The 17,300-nt window shown below is 58.2% G+C and carries 16 protein-coding genes; 14 read left to right on the top strand and 2 right to left on the bottom strand.

Features of this window, described 5'->3' with window-relative positions; genetic code table 11:
* The first annotated feature begins 73 nt into the window (after positions 1 to 73).
* From NA645_RS05265 to NA645_RS05240, 6 genes are read left to right on the top strand one after another with little or no spacing between them, the layout of a single operon-like run.
* A complete protein-coding gene (locus NA645_RS05265) occupies positions 74 to 2,866 on the top strand; it encodes a monovalent cation/H+ antiporter subunit A (RefSeq protein WP_256047868.1) in 2,793 nt (930 codons plus the stop codon).
* Entirely contained in the window at positions 2,866 to 3,195 is a 330-nt protein-coding gene (locus NA645_RS05260) for a Na+/H+ antiporter subunit C (protein WP_256047867.1), read from the top strand. Before NA645_RS05265 ends, NA645_RS05260 begins: the two co-directional genes overlap by 1 nt.
* Entirely contained in the window at positions 3,192 to 4,694 is a 1,503-nt protein-coding gene (locus NA645_RS05255) for a monovalent cation/H+ antiporter subunit D (RefSeq protein ID WP_256047866.1), read from the top strand. The genes NA645_RS05260 and NA645_RS05255 overlap by 4 nt, the downstream gene beginning before the upstream one ends.
* Entirely contained in the window at positions 4,691 to 5,185 is a 495-nt protein-coding gene (locus tag NA645_RS05250; protein ID WP_256047865.1) for a Na+/H+ antiporter subunit E, read from the top strand. Before NA645_RS05255 ends, NA645_RS05250 begins: the two co-directional genes overlap by 4 nt.
* Complete coding sequence (locus NA645_RS05245; RefSeq protein ID WP_256047864.1) at positions 5,179 to 5,448, top strand: K+/H+ antiporter subunit F; 270 nt, start codon at positions 5,179 to 5,181, stop codon at positions 5,446 to 5,448. Before NA645_RS05250 ends, NA645_RS05245 begins: the two co-directional genes overlap by 7 nt.
* A gap of 10 nt (positions 5,449 to 5,458) precedes the next feature.
* Complete coding sequence (locus NA645_RS05240; protein ID WP_256047863.1) at positions 5,459 to 5,788, top strand: Na+/H+ antiporter subunit G; 330 nt, start codon at positions 5,459 to 5,461, stop codon at positions 5,786 to 5,788.
* Positions 5,789 to 5,872: 84 nt separating this feature from the next.
* On the opposite strand, the gene NA645_RS05235 is transcribed toward NA645_RS05240, so the two are convergent.
* On the bottom strand, positions 5,873 to 8,575 hold the full coding sequence (locus tag NA645_RS05235) for a [protein-PII] uridylyltransferase (RefSeq protein ID WP_256047862.1): 2,703 nt from the start codon (positions 8,573 to 8,575) through the stop codon (positions 5,873 to 5,875).
* A gap of 37 nt (positions 8,576 to 8,612) precedes the next feature.
* Positions 8,613 to 9,395: a type I methionyl aminopeptidase gene (gene map / locus NA645_RS05230; RefSeq protein ID WP_256047861.1), complete on the bottom strand. Its 783-nt coding sequence runs from the start codon at positions 9,393 to 9,395 to the stop codon at positions 8,613 to 8,615.
* Positions 9,396 to 9,683: 288 nt separating this feature from the next.
* On the opposite strand from map, the gene rpsB reads away from it, so the two are divergent.
* The 8 genes from rpsB (at position 9,684) to rseP (ending at position 17,260) form a co-directional block, all read left to right on the top strand.
* Entirely contained in the window at positions 9,684 to 10,424 is a 741-nt protein-coding gene (rpsB, locus tag NA645_RS05225) for a 30S ribosomal protein S2 (protein ID WP_131648241.1), read from the top strand.
* A 125-nt stretch (positions 10,425 to 10,549) separates the two neighbouring features.
* The gene (gene tsf, locus NA645_RS05220) at positions 10,550 to 11,419 is read left to right on the top strand and encodes a translation elongation factor Ts (RefSeq protein WP_131648242.1); all 870 of its coding nucleotides are present in this window, start codon (positions 10,550 to 10,552) and stop codon (positions 11,417 to 11,419) included.
* Between the two features lie 193 nt (positions 11,420 to 11,612).
* The gene (gene pyrH / locus NA645_RS05215; protein ID WP_131648243.1) at positions 11,613 to 12,356 is read left to right on the top strand and encodes a UMP kinase; all 744 of its coding nucleotides are present in this window, start codon (positions 11,613 to 11,615) and stop codon (positions 12,354 to 12,356) included.
* Positions 12,353 to 12,910, top strand: a complete 558-nt coding sequence (gene frr / locus NA645_RS05210) for a ribosome recycling factor (RefSeq protein WP_256047860.1) — start codon at positions 12,353 to 12,355, stop codon at positions 12,908 to 12,910. The genes pyrH and frr overlap by 4 nt, the downstream gene beginning before the upstream one ends.
* A gap of 149 nt (positions 12,911 to 13,059) precedes the next feature.
* The gene (uppS, locus tag NA645_RS05205) at positions 13,060 to 13,821 is read left to right on the top strand and encodes a polyprenyl diphosphate synthase (RefSeq protein WP_256047859.1); all 762 of its coding nucleotides are present in this window, start codon (positions 13,060 to 13,062) and stop codon (positions 13,819 to 13,821) included.
* A complete protein-coding gene (locus NA645_RS05200; RefSeq protein ID WP_256047858.1) occupies positions 13,815 to 14,630 on the top strand; it encodes a phosphatidate cytidylyltransferase in 816 nt (271 codons plus the stop codon). The genes uppS and NA645_RS05200 overlap by 7 nt, the downstream gene beginning before the upstream one ends.
* Complete coding sequence (gene ispC / locus NA645_RS05195; RefSeq protein ID WP_256047857.1) at positions 14,627 to 15,817, top strand: 1-deoxy-D-xylulose-5-phosphate reductoisomerase; 1,191 nt, start codon at positions 14,627 to 14,629, stop codon at positions 15,815 to 15,817. Before NA645_RS05200 ends, ispC begins: the two co-directional genes overlap by 4 nt.
* Before the next feature lie 90 nt (positions 15,818 to 15,907).
* Positions 15,908 to 17,260 (top strand): RIP metalloprotease RseP, encoded by a 1,353-nt coding sequence (gene rseP, locus NA645_RS05190; RefSeq protein ID WP_256047856.1) that lies wholly within the window; start codon positions 15,908 to 15,910, stop codon positions 17,258 to 17,260.
* Positions 17,261 to 17,300 lie beyond the last annotated feature (40 nt).

Raw genomic sequence — 17,300 nt, 5'->3', positions numbered from 1 at the left:
GTCTCTTCGGGCTTAGATCCGTGACAGGGAATATAACTGCCGCGCGCATGCGCGGCTTAAGGGGTTTTTGCTCATGGCGCTTGCGCTGATAATCGCTCTGCCATTTTTAGGGATTTGCCTACCGCTACTGTTCGAACGTTTTGGTAGATCCGCCTGTGCGTTCGGTGCTGGGTTGGCTCCGTTAGCGGCTCTGGTTCTTTTGTTCTCCAAACGTGCCGCTGTCTTTGGTGGCGAAATAGACGTACAGATGATGCCCTGGCTGCCAGAACTCGGGTTGAACCTGAGCCTGAGGCTCGACGGACTCGGCTTCTTGTTTGCGTTGCTGATTCTAGGCATTGGTCTGCTGGTCATCCTTTATGCGCGTTATTACCTATCCAAGCATGAGCCGATGGGGCGCTTTTATGGATTTTTCCTGCTTTTCATGGGTGCGATGCTCGGCGTGGTGCTGGCTGAAAATCTGCTGCTGATGCTGATGTTCTGGGAGCTGACCAGCCTCTCGTCGTTTCTCCTGATCGGCTTCTGGAATCATCGGACCGAAGCCCGTCAGGGCGCGCGTATGGCGTTGGCGGTGACTGGCGGGGGCGGGTTGGCGCTGCTGGCTGGCATTCTGCTGATCGGTCATATCGTTGGCAGCTATGAGCTGACCACTGTGCTGGCTTCGGGTGACCTGATTCGGGCACATGCGCTGTATCCGCTGACGCTGATCCTGGTGCTGCTCGGGGTTTTCACCAAATCCGCACAGTTTCCGTTTCACTTCTGGTTACCGCAGGCAATGGCGGCACCGACACCGGTTTCGGCCTTTCTGCATTCGGCAACCATGGTCAAGGCTGGGGTGTTTCTGCTGGCGCGGCTTTATCCAGCACTTTCGGATTCGGAGTGGTGGTTCTATCTGGTCAGCTTGACCGGGCTGGCAACTCTGTTGATCGGCGCGGTCATGGCGCTGTTCCAGCACGACCTCAAAGGCTTGTTGGCTTACTCGACCATCAGCCACCTTGGGTTGATCACTTTGCTGTTCGGGCTTGATTCGCGGCTGGGTGCGGTGGCGGCAATCTTCCACATCATCAACCACGCCACCTTCAAGGCGTCGCTGTTCATGGCTGCCGGCATCATCGACCATGAAACCGGGACCCGCGACATGCGGCGCATCAACGGCATGCTGAAATACATGCCGCACACGGCGGCGCTGGCGATGATCGCCTCGCTGGCCATGGCCGGGGTGCCCTTGCTCAATGGATTCCTCAGCAAGGAAATGTTTTTCGCCGAAACCCTCGATCAGCATCTGCTGGGCAGCTTCTATTGGACGATTCCGGCACTGGCGACCCTGGCAAGTGCTTTTTCGGTGGCTTATTCGCTGCGCTTCGTGCATGACGTTTTCTTCAATGGCGAGCCGATCGACCTACCCAAATATCCGCCGCACGAGCCGGCGCGCTATATGAAGATACCGGTGGAGATTCTGGTGCTGCTGTGCCTGCTGGTCGGAATGCTGCCGGCTTATACCGTGGCGCCGTTGCTGGCGGCTGCGGTTGCCGGAAGCCTCAATGGACCGGTGCCCGATTACAGCCTGTCGATCTGGCACGGCTTCAACCTTCCGCTGCTGATGAGTTTTGTCGCACTGGCCGGTGGCGTGCTCATCTATTCGCTGCGCAAGTGGGTGTTCGCCTGGTACGAGGGGCTTCCCCGCGTGGATTCGCTGCAGGTTTTCACGCGTGTTATCAGTGACATTGCGCGGGGCGCGCGCTGGATAACGGGGCGTTTGGAAAATGGTTCGTTGCAACGCTACCTGATGCTGGTCCTGCTCAGTACGCTGTTGCTGGTGGTATACGCGCTGACGCCGTTGACCGCTCTGACTGGCCCGGTTGCGCTCACGCCGCTGGATGTCATTACGGTATTGGGGATGCTGATTCTCTGTCTGGCGTCGCTGCTTACGGTATTTTTCCACCGCCGGCGTCTGGTGGCGTTGATGGTGCTGAGCGTTGTCGGCTTGATGGTGTCGCTGGCGTTCGCCCGCTACTCAGCCCCCGATCTGGCATTGACCCAGCTCTCGGTCGAGGTGGTGACCATCATTCTGCTGATCCTGGCGCTGTTCTTCATGCCTGACCGAACGCCGGCCGAGTCGAGCAGTCTGCGCAGCTTCCGTGACCTGGTTCTGGCCGGCAGCTTCGGCACCATGATCGCCTTGCTCACTTATGCTGTGCTGACACGTCCTTACGACAGCATCGCTTCGTTCTTCCTGGAGAACAGCGTTTCCGGCGGCGGCGGAACCAACGTGGTCAATGTGATTCTGGTCGACTTCCGCGGTTTCGATACGCTCGGCGAAATATCGGTGCTGGCCATCGCGGCGGTGGGAATCTATGGATTGCTCTATGGGTTGCATCTGCCACATCAGCTTCGTGACTACAGAGGACGACTATGGAGTACCGATAGCCATCCGATGGTTCTGGATGTGCTGTCGCGTGCGCTGCTGCCGATGGCCTTGCTGATATCGGTGTTCATTTTCCTGCGTGGACACAATCTGCCGGGTGGCGGCTTCATTGCCGGCCTGATCACCGCGGTCGCGCTGATTCTGCAATACATTTCGCACGGGGTTACCTGGGCCCAGCAACGGCAGCCCTTCAGCTATCACGGCGTCGCGGGGATGGGAGTGCTGATCGCAGGGCTGACCGGGCTGGGCAGCTGGCTGTTCGGGCATCCCTTCCTGACCTCGGCGTTCGGTCATTTCCATCTTCCAGTGATCGGCGAGTTCGAGTTGGCTACGGCCATGCTGTTCGATCTGGGTGTGTATCTGGCGGTCGTAGGCGCGACGCTATTGATCCTCTCCAACATTGGCCACGTCAGCCAGGATGAAACGTGCAAGGAGGTGCTCTGATGGAAGCCGTACTGGCGATAACGCTGGGGATCATGATGGCAAGCGGCGTCTACCTGCTGCTTCGCGCGCGGATATTCCCGGTGGTGATGGGGCTGACGCTAATTTCTTACGCGGTGAACCTGTTCATTTTCTCCATGGGTAGGCTTGCCACGGGCGTGCCGGCCGTAATAGGCAGAAGCGCCGAGTACGGTGATCCGCTTCCGCAGGCTCTGGTGCTAACCGCCATTGTCATCGGCTTCGCCATGACTGCATTCATTGTGGTGCTGTCACTGCGCGGCCTGGGTGAGTTGCGCACCGACCATGTGGATGGCAGGGAGCCGCGCGAATGAATCATGCGTTGATCCTCCCGATCTTGCTTCCGCTGTTCGTCGGTAGTTTGTTGCTGCTGACCCATAAGCAGGCGTTGCCCTTCAAACGTCTGGTGTCATTGTTGGCGACTTGGCTGCTGGTGCCGCTGGCCCTATGGCTGCTGCTACAGGCAAACACTGGCACTCTGTTCGTTTACCAACTGGGAGATTGGCTGCCGCCGTTCGGCATCATATTGCTGCTCGACCGTCTGAGCGCGCTGATGTTGCTGGTGACGGCGGTACTTGCCAGCTTCGCAGTGCTTTACGCGTCGCGCGGTGATGATGAGCGCGGGCCGAATTTCCACGCGCTGTTTCAGTTTCAATTGGCCGGGATCAACGGTGCGTTTCTGACCGGGGATCTGTTCAACCTGTTCGTGTTCTTTGAAATCCTGCTGATTTCATCCTATGCGTTGTTGCTGCACGGCAACGGTGCCAAGCGCGTACAAGCTGGCATCCACTATGTGGTGCTGAATCTGCTGGGTTCTGCGCTGTTCCTGGTGGGCGTAAGCATGCTTTATGGGCTCACCGGGACGCTGAACATGGCCGACCTGGCCATCCGAGTTGGGGCAGCTGACCCTGCCGATGCGCCGCTTCTAGCGGCGGCGGGTTATCTGCTGCTGGTGGTGTTCGCCCTCAAGGGCGCAATCCTGCCGCTGTACTTTTGGCTTCCGCGTGCTTATGCCTCAGCGACGGCACCGGTTGCGGCGCTGTTTGCGATCATGACCAAGCTCGGTCTCTATGCGATCGTCCGAGTGTTTACGCTCATCTACGGCAGCGAGGCGGGCACCTTGAGCAACATGGTGCTCGATTGGCTGTGGCCATTATCAATGCTCACGCTCGCCGCCGGCGTGCTGGGCGCTCTGGCTGCGCGCAACCTGCAGATTCTCCTGTCTTATCTGGTTGTGGTTTCGGTGGGAACGCTGCTGGCCGGTGTCGCACTGGGCACTGAGCAGGGGCTGAGCGCTGCGCTTTATTACCTGCTGCACAGCACGCTGGTGACAGGCGGTCTGTTCTTGCTGGCGGATTTGATTGCTCGTCAGCGGGGCGAGATGGCGTCGGATCTGGCTTCGGCGCCAGCATTGAGGCAGCCTCTTATGCTGGGTGCGCTATTTTTTGCCGGCGCGATTTCAGTCGCGGGATTGCCACCGTTTTCCGGTTTTTTGGGCAAGGTGATGCTGCTGCAGGCGGTCTCACCCGGTAGCGGTGCCTCGCTGCTCTGGTCGGTAGTGCTGATCGGTGGGTTGGGTATGGTGATAGCGCTGAGCCGCGCTGGAAGTCTGATTTTCTGGAGATCGAGCGAGGCGGCAGTCGTGGCCGTGCCAGCCGATTCGCTGCGCATGCTTGCAACCTTCGGGCTGTTGCTGGGTAGTGTGCTGCTGGTTATTGCCGCGCAACCGATCCAGGCCTACGTCCAGGCCACAGCTGCCCAGCTGTTCGACCTTGGGCCATATCTGCAGATTATTCAGGGAGCTGGTGCATGAAGAAGTCCCGCCTGTTGCCGAATCCTGCTCTTACATTGTTGCTGACCGCGCTATGGCTTTTGCTTAACAACACCTTGGGATTGGGTCATATCCTGCTGGGTCTCTTCCTCGGCTGGGCGATTCCGCTTCTGATTTCAGGTTTTCTGATCGAGGTGCCGCCTGTACGCAAGCCCCTCAGGCTCTGCCTATTCATGCTGAAAGTGTTCTATGACATCGTTATTGCCAATATGCATGTAGCCAAGCTGGTACTTGGGCCAAGGGAGAACTTGCAGCCCGCATTCATCGAGGTGCCGATGGCGATCGAGAACGAATTCGTGCTGGCAATGTTGACCAGCATCATCTCGTTGACTCCCGGCACGGTGTCAGCCGGCCTTAGTGAGGACCACAAAGTATTGATTCTGCATGCGCTGGACGCACCCGATATCGAGGCGCTGGTCGCTGATGTGAAGAGCAGCTACGAGGCGCCGCTGCTGGAGATTTTCGAATGCTAGCCTATGTGATTCCGCTTTGTATGGGCCTGTTGGGTGTGGCGGCATTGCTCAATGTCATTCGCCTGATCAAGGGGCCCGAAATGCCCGATCGGGTATTGGCACTGGATACGCTGTACATAAACGGCCTGGCGCTGATCGTGTTATTCGGTATCTGGCTGGCGTCCGATCTGTTCTTCGAGGCCGCGCTGCTGATTGCGGTGATGGGGTTCGTCAGTACCGTCGCGGTGGGCAAGCATTTGCTGCATGGCGACATCATCGATTGAGGGAGAGCACATGCCGTTCTGGATTGAGTTGTTGGTCAGCGCCTGCCTGATCATCGGAAGTATCTTTGCATTGATCGGAGCGATAGGCCTGTATCGTCTGCCCGATTTCTATACGCGCCTGCATGGGCCGACCAAGGCCACGACGCTCGGCGTTGGCGGCATCATCATTGCCTCGATGATTTTCTTCAGCAGCAGGAACGACGGCCTGAGCCTGCATGAGCTGCTGATCACCATGTTTCTCTTCATTACCGCTCCGGTCAGCGCACACATGCTGGCGAAGGCTGCCATGCAGCAGAAGCTGGCCTGCGTCGAGCGAACCCGTGGTAAGCCTTGGGATTAAAGGCGTTATGCATTGAACCCAGCCCCTGAGTAGGGGCTCGCGGCTTGCTGCATGCTTGCTGCTCTCATTTACCCAAGCGGCACGTCAGATGACGATGCTGCTTGGGGAGGGCTGGTGCTCATTTTCCTGGGACAGCTGCTTGATCATCGCCTGTTGTAGCTGAATGCAAAGTTTCAAATCCGATAGTGGCTGATTGTCCGCATTGGTGACGAAGAACACGTCCTCGACGCGCTCGCCGAGCGTGGCGATCTTGGCGTTCTGCACGGAAAGATCGAAGTCTTGGAACAGTTGGCCGATACGTGCCAGCAGGCCGGGGCGGTCGGGCGCAATCACTTCGATAATGGTCTGCGGGCGTTGCATATCGTTATGGATGGTGACCTGCGGCGGAAATGCAAAATGCTTCAGCTGGCGAGGTACGCGCTTCTTAATGATCGTCAGGTAATCGTCCGGATTGCGCAGCGCATCGATCAGGCCTTGGCGGATTTCTTTGGTGCGCTTCGGGTCGTTGCCAATAGGTGTGCCATCGGCATCCAGCACGATGTAGGTGTCCAGGGTGAACTGGCTACTTGAGGTAATGATGCGGGCGTCGTGAATGTTCAGATTCAACTGATCCATAGCCGCTACGGTCACCGCGAAGAAGTCGTGTTGATCCGGTGCGTAAATGAAAATCTGCGTGCCGCCTTCAAACTCGCGCTGGGTGGTTTCCTTGATTAAAACCAGCGGACCGCCGTCGCTTGGATGCTCGATGATGGCTTCGGTATGCCAGGCGACATCGGTGGAGCTGTGGCGCATGAAGTAATCGTCGCCCAGCTGCGACCACAGCTGTTCTGCGTCGTCGGGATCGGTGCCGTTGCGCACCAGATTGTCGAGTGCGGCACGCTGGGTCTGGCGAATCTGCTCCTCGCGACCTAGTGGGTTTTCCAGGCCACGTTTGAGGGCTCGTTTGGTTTCGGTATATAGCTGGCGCAGCAGACTGGCGCGCCAGGAATTCCAGAGGGTCGGGTTGGTTGCGTTGATGTCCGCCACCGTCAGTACGTACAGGTAATCGAGGTGGGTCTCATCGCCGACCAGCTGGGCGAAATCATTGATGACCTGCGGGTCCGACAAGTCCTTGCGCTGAGCGGTGGTGGACATGACCAGATGGTTTTCTACCAGCCAGACTACCAAGCGTGTATCCCAGGCGGGAAGCTTGTGGCGCTCACAGAATGCCTGAGCGTCCACTGCGCCAAGTTCCGAATGGTCGCCGCCGCGGCCTTTGGCAATGTCGTGATAAAGCCCTGCGATGTAGATGAGTTCAGGCTTGGGCAGGCGCTCGACCAGCTTGCTGGCCAGCGGGTACTTCTCCGCCACGCCGGGCTTGCTGAGCTTGCGCAGGTATTTGATGACGTTGAGCGTGTGGGCATCGACCGTATAGATATGGAACAGGTCATGTTGCATCTGCCCGACGATATGGCCGAACTCGGGCAGATAACGCCCCAGGATGCCGTAGCGGTTCATTCGACGCAGGTTGCGGTGGATGCCTTCCTTGCACTTGAACAGCTCGACGAACAGGCTGGTGTTGCGAATGTCGCTGCGGAAATCGTCATCGATGAGGTGACGATGGTCACGCAACAGGCGAATGGTTTCGGCCCGAACACCTTGAATTTCAGGGTGCTGCGCCAGCAGTACGAAGATTTCGAGAATCGCGAAGGGCCTGCGTTGAAACACCGAGTCGTCAGTTACTTCGAGATAACCGTCGCGTACCAGAAAGCGGCTATTGAGCGGTACGGCATCACCGCTGTCGCCTTCCCAAAGAATAACTTCCGCAAAGTGCTGCCCCACCAGATCGCTGAGCTCGGAAATGCTCATGACGACGCGGTAGTACTTCTGCATGAAGCGTTCGATCGCCAGCTTGGCGTCGCTGTCCTTATAGCCGAGGAGGGCGGCGAGGCTGCGCTGATGGTCGAACAGCAGGCGATCCTCCGCGCGTCCAGCCAGCATGTGCAGCCCGTAACGGACACGCCAGATGAACTCCTGGCCTGAAACCAGCAATGCGAATTCACCTTCGGTCAAGAACCCCTGGTCGACGATCGCATTCAGGTTCAGGCTGCCGAACTGCCGGCGTGCGATCCACAGTATCGTCTGAATGTCGCGCAACCCGCCGGGTGAACCTTTGACGTTCGGCTCCAGGTTGTATTCGGTGTTGTTGTACTTGGAGTGGCGTGCCGCCTGCTCGTTACGCTTGGCGAGAAAGAATTCCTTGCTCGGCCACATTTCCGATGGGTTGGTGACCTTCAGCATGTTTTGCCGTAGGTGCTCGGGGCCGGCAATGGTGCGGCTTTCCATGAGATTGGTAATGACCGTCAGGTCCGCACGTGCCTCTTCGGCGCACTCCCGGACCGAGCGCACGCTCTGGCCGACCTCGAGTCCGATATCCCAGAGCAGGGTCAGAAGGCCTTCGATGGAGTCGCGAAATTTCTCGTGACTGTTGTCTTCGAGCAGGATCAGTAAGTCGATATCGGAATAGGGGTGTAGCTCGCCGCGGCCATAGCCGCCAACGGCAACCAGTGCGATTTCGGCATCGCTGCTCCAGTCGAAGCGGCCCCAGGCGGCCCTGAGGATCTGATCTACGAACCATGCTCGGTCTTCGATCAGGCGGCGGATATCACGGCCAGCCAGGAAGCGCGCGTCGAGCACTTCCCGCGCATTGCGAATGGCCTTTTTGAAGGCGGTGATGGGGCTGGCCTTGAGCGCCAATTCTGCTTGGAACTGGCTGCGGTCGAATAACTCTGGATCAACCTGAGGCATGCCGCCGCCCTCCGTCAAACATCAAATCGGTAAGCAATCATGGCGATGTGCGAGCTATGGTGTCATCGCTGCGCAGTGTGAAAATTTCATAGCCGTCAGCGGTGACCACAATCGTGTGTTCCCATTGAGCGGACAGCTTGCGGTCCTTGGTGATGGCAGTCCAACCATCACCGAGCAGGCGGGTTTCCGAACGGCCCTGATTGATCATTGGCTCGATCGTGAAGGTCATACCTTCCTTAAGTTCAAGACCGGTTCCCGCGCGGCCATAGTGAAGCACCTGGGGTTCCTCGTGAAAAACCTTGCCGATGCCATGACCACAGTATTCGCGGACCACAGAGAATCCATTTTTCTCGGCGTGCTTTTGGATCACTTCGCCAATATCGCCTAGACGCGTGCCGGGACGGACGATCTCGATACCTTTATAGAGGCACTCTTGAGTCACCTTGCACAGGCGCTCGGCCCATTCCGGTGCTTTGCCGACGATGAACATCCTGCTGGTGTCGCCGTGGTAACCATCCTTAATGACCGTGATGTCGATATTAAGGATGTCGCCATCCTTCAACGGCTTGTCATTGGGAATGCCATGGCAGACCACGTGGTTGATAGAGGTGCAGATCGATTTGGGGAAGCCCTTGTAGTTGAGCGGGGCAGGTATGGCCTGCTGTACGTTAACGATATGGTCGTGACAGAGGCGATCCAGCTCGTCGGTGGTGACACCCGGCTTGACGTGCTCGCCGATCATCTCGAGCACCTCGGCGGCGAGCCGCCCGGCAATGCGCATCTTCTCGATATCTTCGGGCGTTTTGATGGTGACAGTCATGCAAACCTCATTGGCGCCGGGGAGCGCTGCGAAAAACGAAAGCGCAAATGATAAACCAAATGAATGAGGAGCTGATAAAAGCGCTGGAGGCTAGACGGCTCAACGAACAGGGCGCTCGAGAATTCCGCCTAGCCTTCCAGACTGTCTTTGTGCTATAAAACGCGCCGCTCAACGGGGAGGCCCGTTGCGCTTAACCCCACACACGTGTCGACACGGTATCCTGGGTGCTCGCAAGAGTTGGATATCGGGACGCGTGGAGGCCTAACCCGACTTATCCGAGGAAGTATCATGACTCAAGTCACCATGCGCGACATGCTGAAGGCCGGTGTGCACTTCGGCCACCAGACCCGTTACTGGAACCCGAAAATGAACAAGTTCATCTTCGGTGCGCGCAACAAGATCCATATCATCAACCTCGAAAAAACCCTGCCGATGTTCAACGACGCGCTGCAGTTCGTTGAAAAGCTGGCTGCGGGTAAGAACAAGATTCTGTTCGTCGGCACCAAGCGTTCCGCTGGCAAGATCGTTCGCGAAGAAGCCGCTCGTTGTGGCTCGCCGTATGTCGATCATCGCTGGTTGGGCGGCATGCTGACTAACTACAAGACCATTCGTGCGTCGATCAAGCGTCTGCGCGAGCTGGAAGCCCAGTCTCAGGACGGCACTTTCGACAAGCTGACCAAGAAAGAAGCCCTGATGCGTACCCGTGATCTGGAAAAGCTGGATCGTAGCCTGGGTGGTATCAAGGACATGGGCGGTCTGCCGGACGCGATGTTCGTCGTTGACGTCGATCACGAGCGCATTGCCATTTCCGAAGCAAACAAGCTGGGCATTCCGGTCATCGGTATCGTCGATACCAACAGCAGCCCGGAAGGCGTCGACTACATCATTCCTGGTAATGACGATGCCATCCGTGCCGTGCAACTGTATCTGGGCTCCATGGCGGATGCTGTGCTGCGTGGCCGTCAGAATGGCGCCGGTGGTGCTGACGAGTTCGTCGAAGAAGCCGCCCCCGAGGCCGCTCAAGGCTGAGCGCGCGGTCGCATAGCTGATACCCGTTGAACAGAAAGGGGGCTATGCCCCCTTTTTGCCAATCACGAATTGATCGCCCGAGTTAGAGGGCATGATCGAAAATCGAATCGAGAGGATTTGCGAACATGGCAGAGATCACTGCAGCCCTGGTTAAAGAACTGCGCGAGCGCACTGGCCAAGGCATGATGGATTGCAAAAAGGCACTCACCGCAGCCGGCGGCGACATCGAGAAAGCCATCGACGACATGCGTGCCGCTGGTGCCATCAAGGCCGCCAAGAAGGCGGGCAACATCGCCGCTGAAGGTTCCATTGCGGTCAAAGTCGCCGATGACAACAAGCGTGCCGTAATTATCGAAGTTAACTCGCAGACCGACTTCCTGGCTCTGCAGGACGACTTTAAGAATTTCGTAAGCAACAGCGTCGAGAAGGCCTTCGCCGAGAAGATGGTCGATGCAGCTCCGCTGATTGCCGCTCAGGAAACTGATCGTGAGGCGCTGGTTGCCAAGTGCGGCGAGAACGTCAATATTCGCCGTCTGACCACTGTTGAAGCTGATCTGGTTGGTTCCTATCTGCATGGCCATCGCATCGGCGTTCTGGTAGCCCTGAAGGGTGGTAACGTCGAGTTGGCTAAAGAAATTGCCATGCACGTCGCGGCCAGCAACCCCCAGTTCCTGGATCCGTCGCAGGTTTCCGAAGAGGCCGTCGCGAAGGAAAAGGAAATTTTCCTGGCGCTGAACGAAGATAAGATCAAGGGCAAGCCCGCCGAAATCGTCGAGAAGATGGTTGCTGGTCGCATCAGCAAGTTCCTTGCTGAAGCCAGCCTGGTCGAGCAGGCCTTTGTCAAAGATCCTGACGTCAAGGTTGGCGAGCTGGCGAAGAAAGCCGGTGCAGAGATCGTTTCCTTCGTCCGTTACGAAGTGGGCGAAGGCATCGAGCGTGCTGAAGTCGACTTCGCTGCTGAAGTTGCGGCTCAGGTAGCTGCCACTAAGCAATAAGACGCTTCTGCTGTCCTCGAAGAGGCTGCCCGCTCACGCGCGCGGCCTCTTCGTCAGACTGGAGGGTGGAAATGTTTTCTGCCGCGCTATAGTCAGCGCTGGCACCAACCCGTCACTGCGCTGTCATAGCGCAGATATTTTCTGGCAGTAGAGCCAGCTTAGTCATACAAACGCCGCAGGAGAGACAACGCCAATGGCTCAGCAGATGAGTGCACGCAATCCTCGCTATAAACGCATTCTGCTCAAATTAAGCGGCGAAGCCCTGATGGGTTCGGAAGACTTCGGCATTGATCCCAAGGTGCTTGATCGCATGGCCTTGGAAGTCGGGCAATTGGTAGGTATCGGCGTAGAGGTGGGTCTGGTCATTGGCGGCGGGAACCTGTTCCGTGGCGCCGCCCTTTCGGCAGCCGGTATGGACCGCGTAACCGGCGATCACATGGGAATGCTGGCAACGGTGATGAATTCGCTGGCCATGCGCGACGCTCTGGAACGCTCGAACATTCCCGCCCTGGTCATGTCGTCGATTTCCATGGTCGGTGTGACTGATCATTACGATCGTCGCAAGGCGATGCGCCATCTCAAAAGCGGCGAAGTGGTGATCTTCTCGGCCGGCACCGGCAATCCTTTCTTCACCACTGATTCGGCCGCCTGTCTGCGCGCTATCGAGATCCATGCTGATGTGGTGCTCAAGGCTACCAAGGTTGACGGCGTTTACACCGCTGATCCTTTCAAGGATCCGAATGCCGAGAAATTCGAACAACTGACTTATGATGACGTGCTCGACCGCAAGCTGGGCGTCATGGACCTGACCGCCATCTGCCTATGCCGCGACCACAATATGCCGCTGCGAGTGTTCAACATGAACAAGCCCGGTGCCCTGCTCAATATCGTGCTCGGCGGCGCTGAAGGAACACTGATCGAGGAACAGAACCAATGATCAACGAGATCAAGCAAGACGCCCAGGAGCGTATGACGAAGACCCTGGAATCTCTGGGGCATGCATTCGCCAAGATCCGTACCGGCCGTGCTCACCCGAGCATCCTCGATAGCGTGATGGTGTCGTACTACGGCAGCGATACCCCGTTGCGTCAGGTTGCAAACGTGGTTGCCGAAGATTCCCGTACCCTGGCCCTGACCGTTTTCGACAAGAGCATGATTCAGGCCGTCGAGAAGGCCATCATGACCTCTGACCTGGGATTGAATCCCGCTACTGCCGGTACCACTATTCGTGTTCCGATGCCTGCGCTCACCGAGGAGACTCGTAAGGGTTATACCAAGCAGGCGCGTGCCGAAGCCGAGAACGCTCGTGTTGCGGTGCGTAATATTCGCCGCGATGCCATCGCGCAATTGAAGGATTTGCTGAAAGAAAAGGAAATCAGCGAAGACGAAGATCGGCGGGCTCAGGACGACGTTCAAAAGCTGACCGACAAGTATGTTGCGGAAATCGACAAGGCACTTGAAAGCAAGGAAAGCGACCTGATGGCCGTTTGATGGGCGGTACAGGACTTCGTCCGTATTGCTCGCGTCGGAGCGCGCGATCCGTCCAGGATCCCAGGCGCGAGGGGGATGTGCCCCAGGAATTGCCTTCGTCAGTTCCTCCCACTGTTCGCAACGTGATTGAGCGCAGGTAGAGTCGTTTCATGGAAAAGGTCAGGCAGATTGCCGGGCGGAATGTACCCCGTCATGTCGCAGTCATCATGGATGGCAATAATCGCTGGGCCAAGCGCCGTCTCTTGCCGGGCGTGGCGGGGCACAAGGCGGGTGTCGATGCGGTGCGAGCCGTCATCGAGGTCTGTGCAGAGGCGGGTGTCGAGGTGCTGACGCTATTCGCCTTCTCCAGCGAGAACTGGCAACGGCCGGCTGATGAGGTTGGTGCGTTGATGGAGCTGTTTCTGACTGCGCTGCGCCGAGAGGCGCGCAAGCTCAATGAGAACGGCATCAGCCTGCGAATCATCGGTGATCGCTCGCGCTTTCATCCTGAGCTGCAGACCGCAATGCTCGAGGCCGAAGAGATAACGGCTGGTGCCGGCCGTTTCGTTCTGCAGGTCGCAGCGAATTATGGCGGTCAGTGGGACATCCTGCAGGCGGCTCAACGGATGGCTCGTGAAGCACAGAGTGGTCGTCTAGATCCAGAGTCGGTTACTCCGGCGCTTTTCCAGAGTTATCTCGCCACCGGCGATATGCCGTTGCCGGATCTATGCATTCGCACCGGCGGCGAACGACGCATCAGCAATTTCCTGCTGTGGCAGCTGGCATACGCTGAGCTGTATTTCTCCGACCTGTTCTGGCCGGATTTCAAACACGATGCAATGCGCGCCGCTCTGGCCGATTTCGCCAAGCGGCAACGGCGTTTCGGTAAGACCGGCGATCAGGTCGGGACAGAGGTCCGTGCAGAATGTTGAAACAACGCATCATCACCGCCGCCATCCTCCTGCCGATCGCACTGATCGGCTTCTTTCTCCTCGACGGTCTCGCATTCGCGCTGTTCATTGGTGTGGTGGTGGTATTGGGTGGCTGGGAGTGGGCGCGTCTGGCGGGGTTTTCCGGTCAGTTCGCGAGAATCGGCTATGCGCTGGTCGTTGCCCTGCTGCTCGTTGCGCTGTACCAGCTGCCACCACTGACTCCTTGGTTGCTCTCGATCAGCGTCGTCTGGTGGCTGATCGCAACGGCATTGGTGCTTGGATATCCCGGCAGTCAGCGCCATTGGGGAGGACGCATTGGCAGTCTCGTGATCGGTTTGTTGATTTTGCTTCCGGCTTGGCAGGCGCTCGTCGTGCTCAAGCAATGGCCGCAAGGAAATTGGCTGATCGTAGCGGTGATGGTGCTGGTTTGGGCGGCCGACATCGGTGCCTATTTTTCAGGCAAGACCTTTGGTCGGCGCAAACTGGCACCTCAGGTTAGCCCGGGTAAAAGCTGGGAAGGCTTGATTGGCGGGCTGCTCACGAGCCTGCTGATCACGCTCGGTGTCGGCTTGTATCAGGGCTGGTCGCCGCGGGAGCTGGTATTGGCGCTCCTCGGCGCTGCCCTGGTGGTTGTGATCTCCGTTGTGGGCGATCTGACCGAAAGCATGTTCAAACGTAGCTCCGGCATCAAAGACAGCAGCCAGCTGCTGCCCGGACATGGTGGTGTGATGGATCGCATCGACAGTCTGACCGCGGCGGTACCGGTGTTTGCCGTTTTGTTGTGGCTTGCTGGCTGGGGTGCTTGGTGAATCGACCCTTGCAGGTAACGGTGCTGGGGGCGACCGGTTCGATCGGCTTGAGCACGCTGGACGTCATCTCTCGTCATCCGGAGCGCTACAGAACGTTCGCATTGACTGCATTCAGTCGCGTCGCTGAACTGCGCGAGCTGTGCCGCATACATCGTCCACGTTATGCCGTGGTGGCTGACAGCGACAAAGGGCGCGAGCTGCAGAGTCAGCTCGACAGCGATGGTGTAAAGACTCGCGTGCTGGTCGGCGAGGGCGGGCTGAGCGAAGCTGCGGCGCATCCCGAGGTTGATGTGGTGATGGCCGCTATTGTCGGTGCGGCTGGCTTGCGTCCCACGCTCGCAGCCGTGCAGGCCAGCAAACGCGTGCTGTTGGCGAATAAGGAGGCGCTGGTAATGTCCGGCGCGCTGTTCATGCAGGCGCTTCGGGACAGCGAGGCCGTATTGCTGCCAATCGACAGCGAACATAACGCTATCTTCCAATGCCTGCCGGGCAACTATGCGCAAGGGCTCAGCAGCGTCGGGGTGCGGCGGATACTGCTAACCGCGTCCGGAGGACCGTTCCGCCAGCTACCGCTGGAACAGCTTTCAGCCGTGACCGCCGAGCAGGCATGTGCGCATCCGAACTGGTCCATGGGGCGCAAGATCTCCGTGGACTCGGCAAGCATGATGAACAAGGGTCTCGAGCTCATCGAGGCGTGCTGGCTGTTCGACGCGCGTCCTGAGCAGGTCGAAGTGGTCATTCACCCGCAAAGCGTCATTCATTCTATGGTCGACTATATTGACGGCTCTGTGCTGGCGCAGCTCGGTAACCCTGACATGCGCACTCCAATAGCGCACGCGCTGGCTTGGCCGGAGCGAATCGACTCAGGTGTTTCGGCGCTGGACCTGTTGCAGACAGGAAGTTTGAACTTCGAAGCTCCAGACCTGCAGCGGTTCCCATGCCTTCGCATTGCTCGGCAGGCCGCTCAGGACGGCGGGACTGCGCCGGCCATGCTCAATGCCTCGAACGAGGTGGCGGTGGATGCGTTCCTCGATGGTCGCATTCGCTTCACTGAAATCGCGAGTATCATCGAGGCCGTACTCGACCAGGAAGCATCGGTTCCGGCTCGCTGCTTGGCAGATGTGCTTGCCGCCGATGCGCAGGCTCGCACATTGGCTTCGCGTTGGTTGCGTAATCGCGATCGCTAGTGGCTGAACCCGTGCCGGCAGTGGCGACGCGCGGAATTGATTTCACCGGAGTCGGTGGCTTCTAACAGGCCTTTCGAGGCAGAGGAAAATATGGGCGCGCTGTACATGATCATCGGCACCCTAGTGGCGCTGGGTGTGCTGGTAACCTTTCACGAGTACGGACATTTCTGGGTCGCGCGTCGTTGCGGCGTCAAAGTTCTGCGTTTTTCGGTAGGCTTCGGTCGTCCATTGGTGCGTTGGCACGATCGCCAGGGCACCGAGTTCGTCATAGCGGCGATTCCGCTCGGCGGCTATGTGAAGATGCTCGATGAGCGTGAAGGCGATGTCCCGCCTGCATTGCTGAATCAGACGTTCAACCGCAAGTCAGTGAAACAACGCTTCGCCATCGTCTCGGCCGGGCCGTTGGCGAACTTCCTCCTTGCGCTGGTGTTTTTCTGGGCGCTGGCAATGCTTGGAACCGAGCAGATTCGACCGGTAATCGGTGCTGTCGAAGCGGGCAGCCTCGCCGAGCGCGCCGGAGTGATGGCCGGGCATGAAATCGTAGAGGTCAACGGCAAATCTACCTCGGGCTGGTCAGAGGTGAATCTTCAACTGATCAGGCGGCTGGGCGAAAGCGGCTCGCTCGAATTGCTTGTGCGCGATAGTGATAGCAGTCAGTCGCAGCGACTGCAGTTGGAGTTGAAAGATTGGCTGAAAGGCGCCGAGGAACCGGACCCGATCGGTTCGCTGGGTATACGCCCCTGGCGTCCGGAAATCGCCCCGGTAGTCGCTCAACTCGATCCACAAGGACCTGCTCAGGCGGCCGGCGTGCGTCTCGGCGATCGGCTGCTCAGCCTCGATGGCGAGGCGCTTAACGAATGGCAGGACGTGATCGATCGTGTCAAGCCGCTGTACGGTCAGGCCGTTCAACTCGAAATCGAACGCGATGGGCAGCGGTTGGAGCTGCCTCTAACGTTAGCCGAGCGGGGTGAAGACGGTAGCCGTCGTGGGTATCTTGGTGCTGGAGTCGCAGCCGGTGAGTGGCCGGCGGAAATGCTGCGAAACGTCAGTTACGGGCCGCTCGAAGCGGTAGTCGAAGGGCTCCGTCGGACCTGGACAATGAGCGTTCTGACGCTCGATTCTTTGAAAAAAATGCTCTTCGGGGAGCTCTCGGTAAAAAACTTGAGCGGCCCGATAACCATTGCTAAAGTGGCGGGCGCTTCTGCACAGTCGGGCGTGGGCGACTTTCTGAACTTCCTCGCCTACCTGAGTATTAGCCTTGGGGTACTCAATCTATTGCCTATCCCGGTCCTGGATGGTGGGCATTTGCTCTTCTATCTGGTTGAGTGGGTCCGTGGACGTCCCTTGTCGGACAGGGTCCAGGGCTGGGGAGTACAGATCGGTATCAGCCTGGTTGTTGGGGTGATGCTGCTTGCGCTGGTCAACGACCTTGGCCGCCTTTAATTGCCATATACCTTGATGTCGCCGCGCAAAGCGCAGGTTC

The organism is Stutzerimonas stutzeri (assembly GCF_024448955.1).
GTDB lineage: Bacteria > Pseudomonadota > Gammaproteobacteria > Pseudomonadales > Pseudomonadaceae > Stutzerimonas > Stutzerimonas stutzeri_AQ.
This window is presented reverse-complemented; position numbering and strand designations above follow the sequence as displayed.

Coding starts and splice junctions, on each gene's coding strand:
- NA645_RS05265 (WP_256047868.1), top strand. CDS start 74: ATGGCGCTTGCGCTGATAATCGCTCTGCCATTTTTAGGGATTTGCCTA.
- NA645_RS05260 (WP_256047867.1), top strand. CDS start 2,866: ATGGAAGCCGTACTGGCGATAACGCTGGGGATCATGATGGCAAGCGGC.
- NA645_RS05255 (WP_256047866.1), top strand. CDS start 3,192: ATGAATCATGCGTTGATCCTCCCGATCTTGCTTCCGCTGTTCGTCGGT.
- NA645_RS05250 (WP_256047865.1), top strand. CDS start 4,691: ATGAAGAAGTCCCGCCTGTTGCCGAATCCTGCTCTTACATTGTTGCTG.
- NA645_RS05245 (WP_256047864.1), top strand. CDS start 5,179: ATGCTAGCCTATGTGATTCCGCTTTGTATGGGCCTGTTGGGTGTGGCG.
- NA645_RS05240 (WP_256047863.1), top strand. CDS start 5,459: ATGCCGTTCTGGATTGAGTTGTTGGTCAGCGCCTGCCTGATCATCGGA.
- NA645_RS05235 (WP_256047862.1), bottom strand. CDS start 8,575: ATGCCTCAGGTTGATCCAGAGTTATTCGACCGCAGCCAGTTCCAAGCA.
- map (WP_256047861.1), bottom strand. CDS start 9,395: ATGACTGTCACCATCAAAACGCCCGAAGATATCGAGAAGATGCGCATT.
- rpsB (WP_131648241.1), top strand. CDS start 9,684: ATGACTCAAGTCACCATGCGCGACATGCTGAAGGCCGGTGTGCACTTC.
- tsf (WP_131648242.1), top strand. CDS start 10,550: ATGGCAGAGATCACTGCAGCCCTGGTTAAAGAACTGCGCGAGCGCACT.
- pyrH (WP_131648243.1), top strand. CDS start 11,613: ATGGCTCAGCAGATGAGTGCACGCAATCCTCGCTATAAACGCATTCTG.
- frr (WP_256047860.1), top strand. CDS start 12,353: ATGATCAACGAGATCAAGCAAGACGCCCAGGAGCGTATGACGAAGACC.
- uppS (WP_256047859.1), top strand. CDS start 13,060: ATGGAAAAGGTCAGGCAGATTGCCGGGCGGAATGTACCCCGTCATGTC.
- NA645_RS05200 (WP_256047858.1), top strand. CDS start 13,815: ATGTTGAAACAACGCATCATCACCGCCGCCATCCTCCTGCCGATCGCA.
- rseP (WP_256047856.1), top strand. CDS start 15,908: ATGGGCGCGCTGTACATGATCATCGGCACCCTAGTGGCGCTGGGTGTG.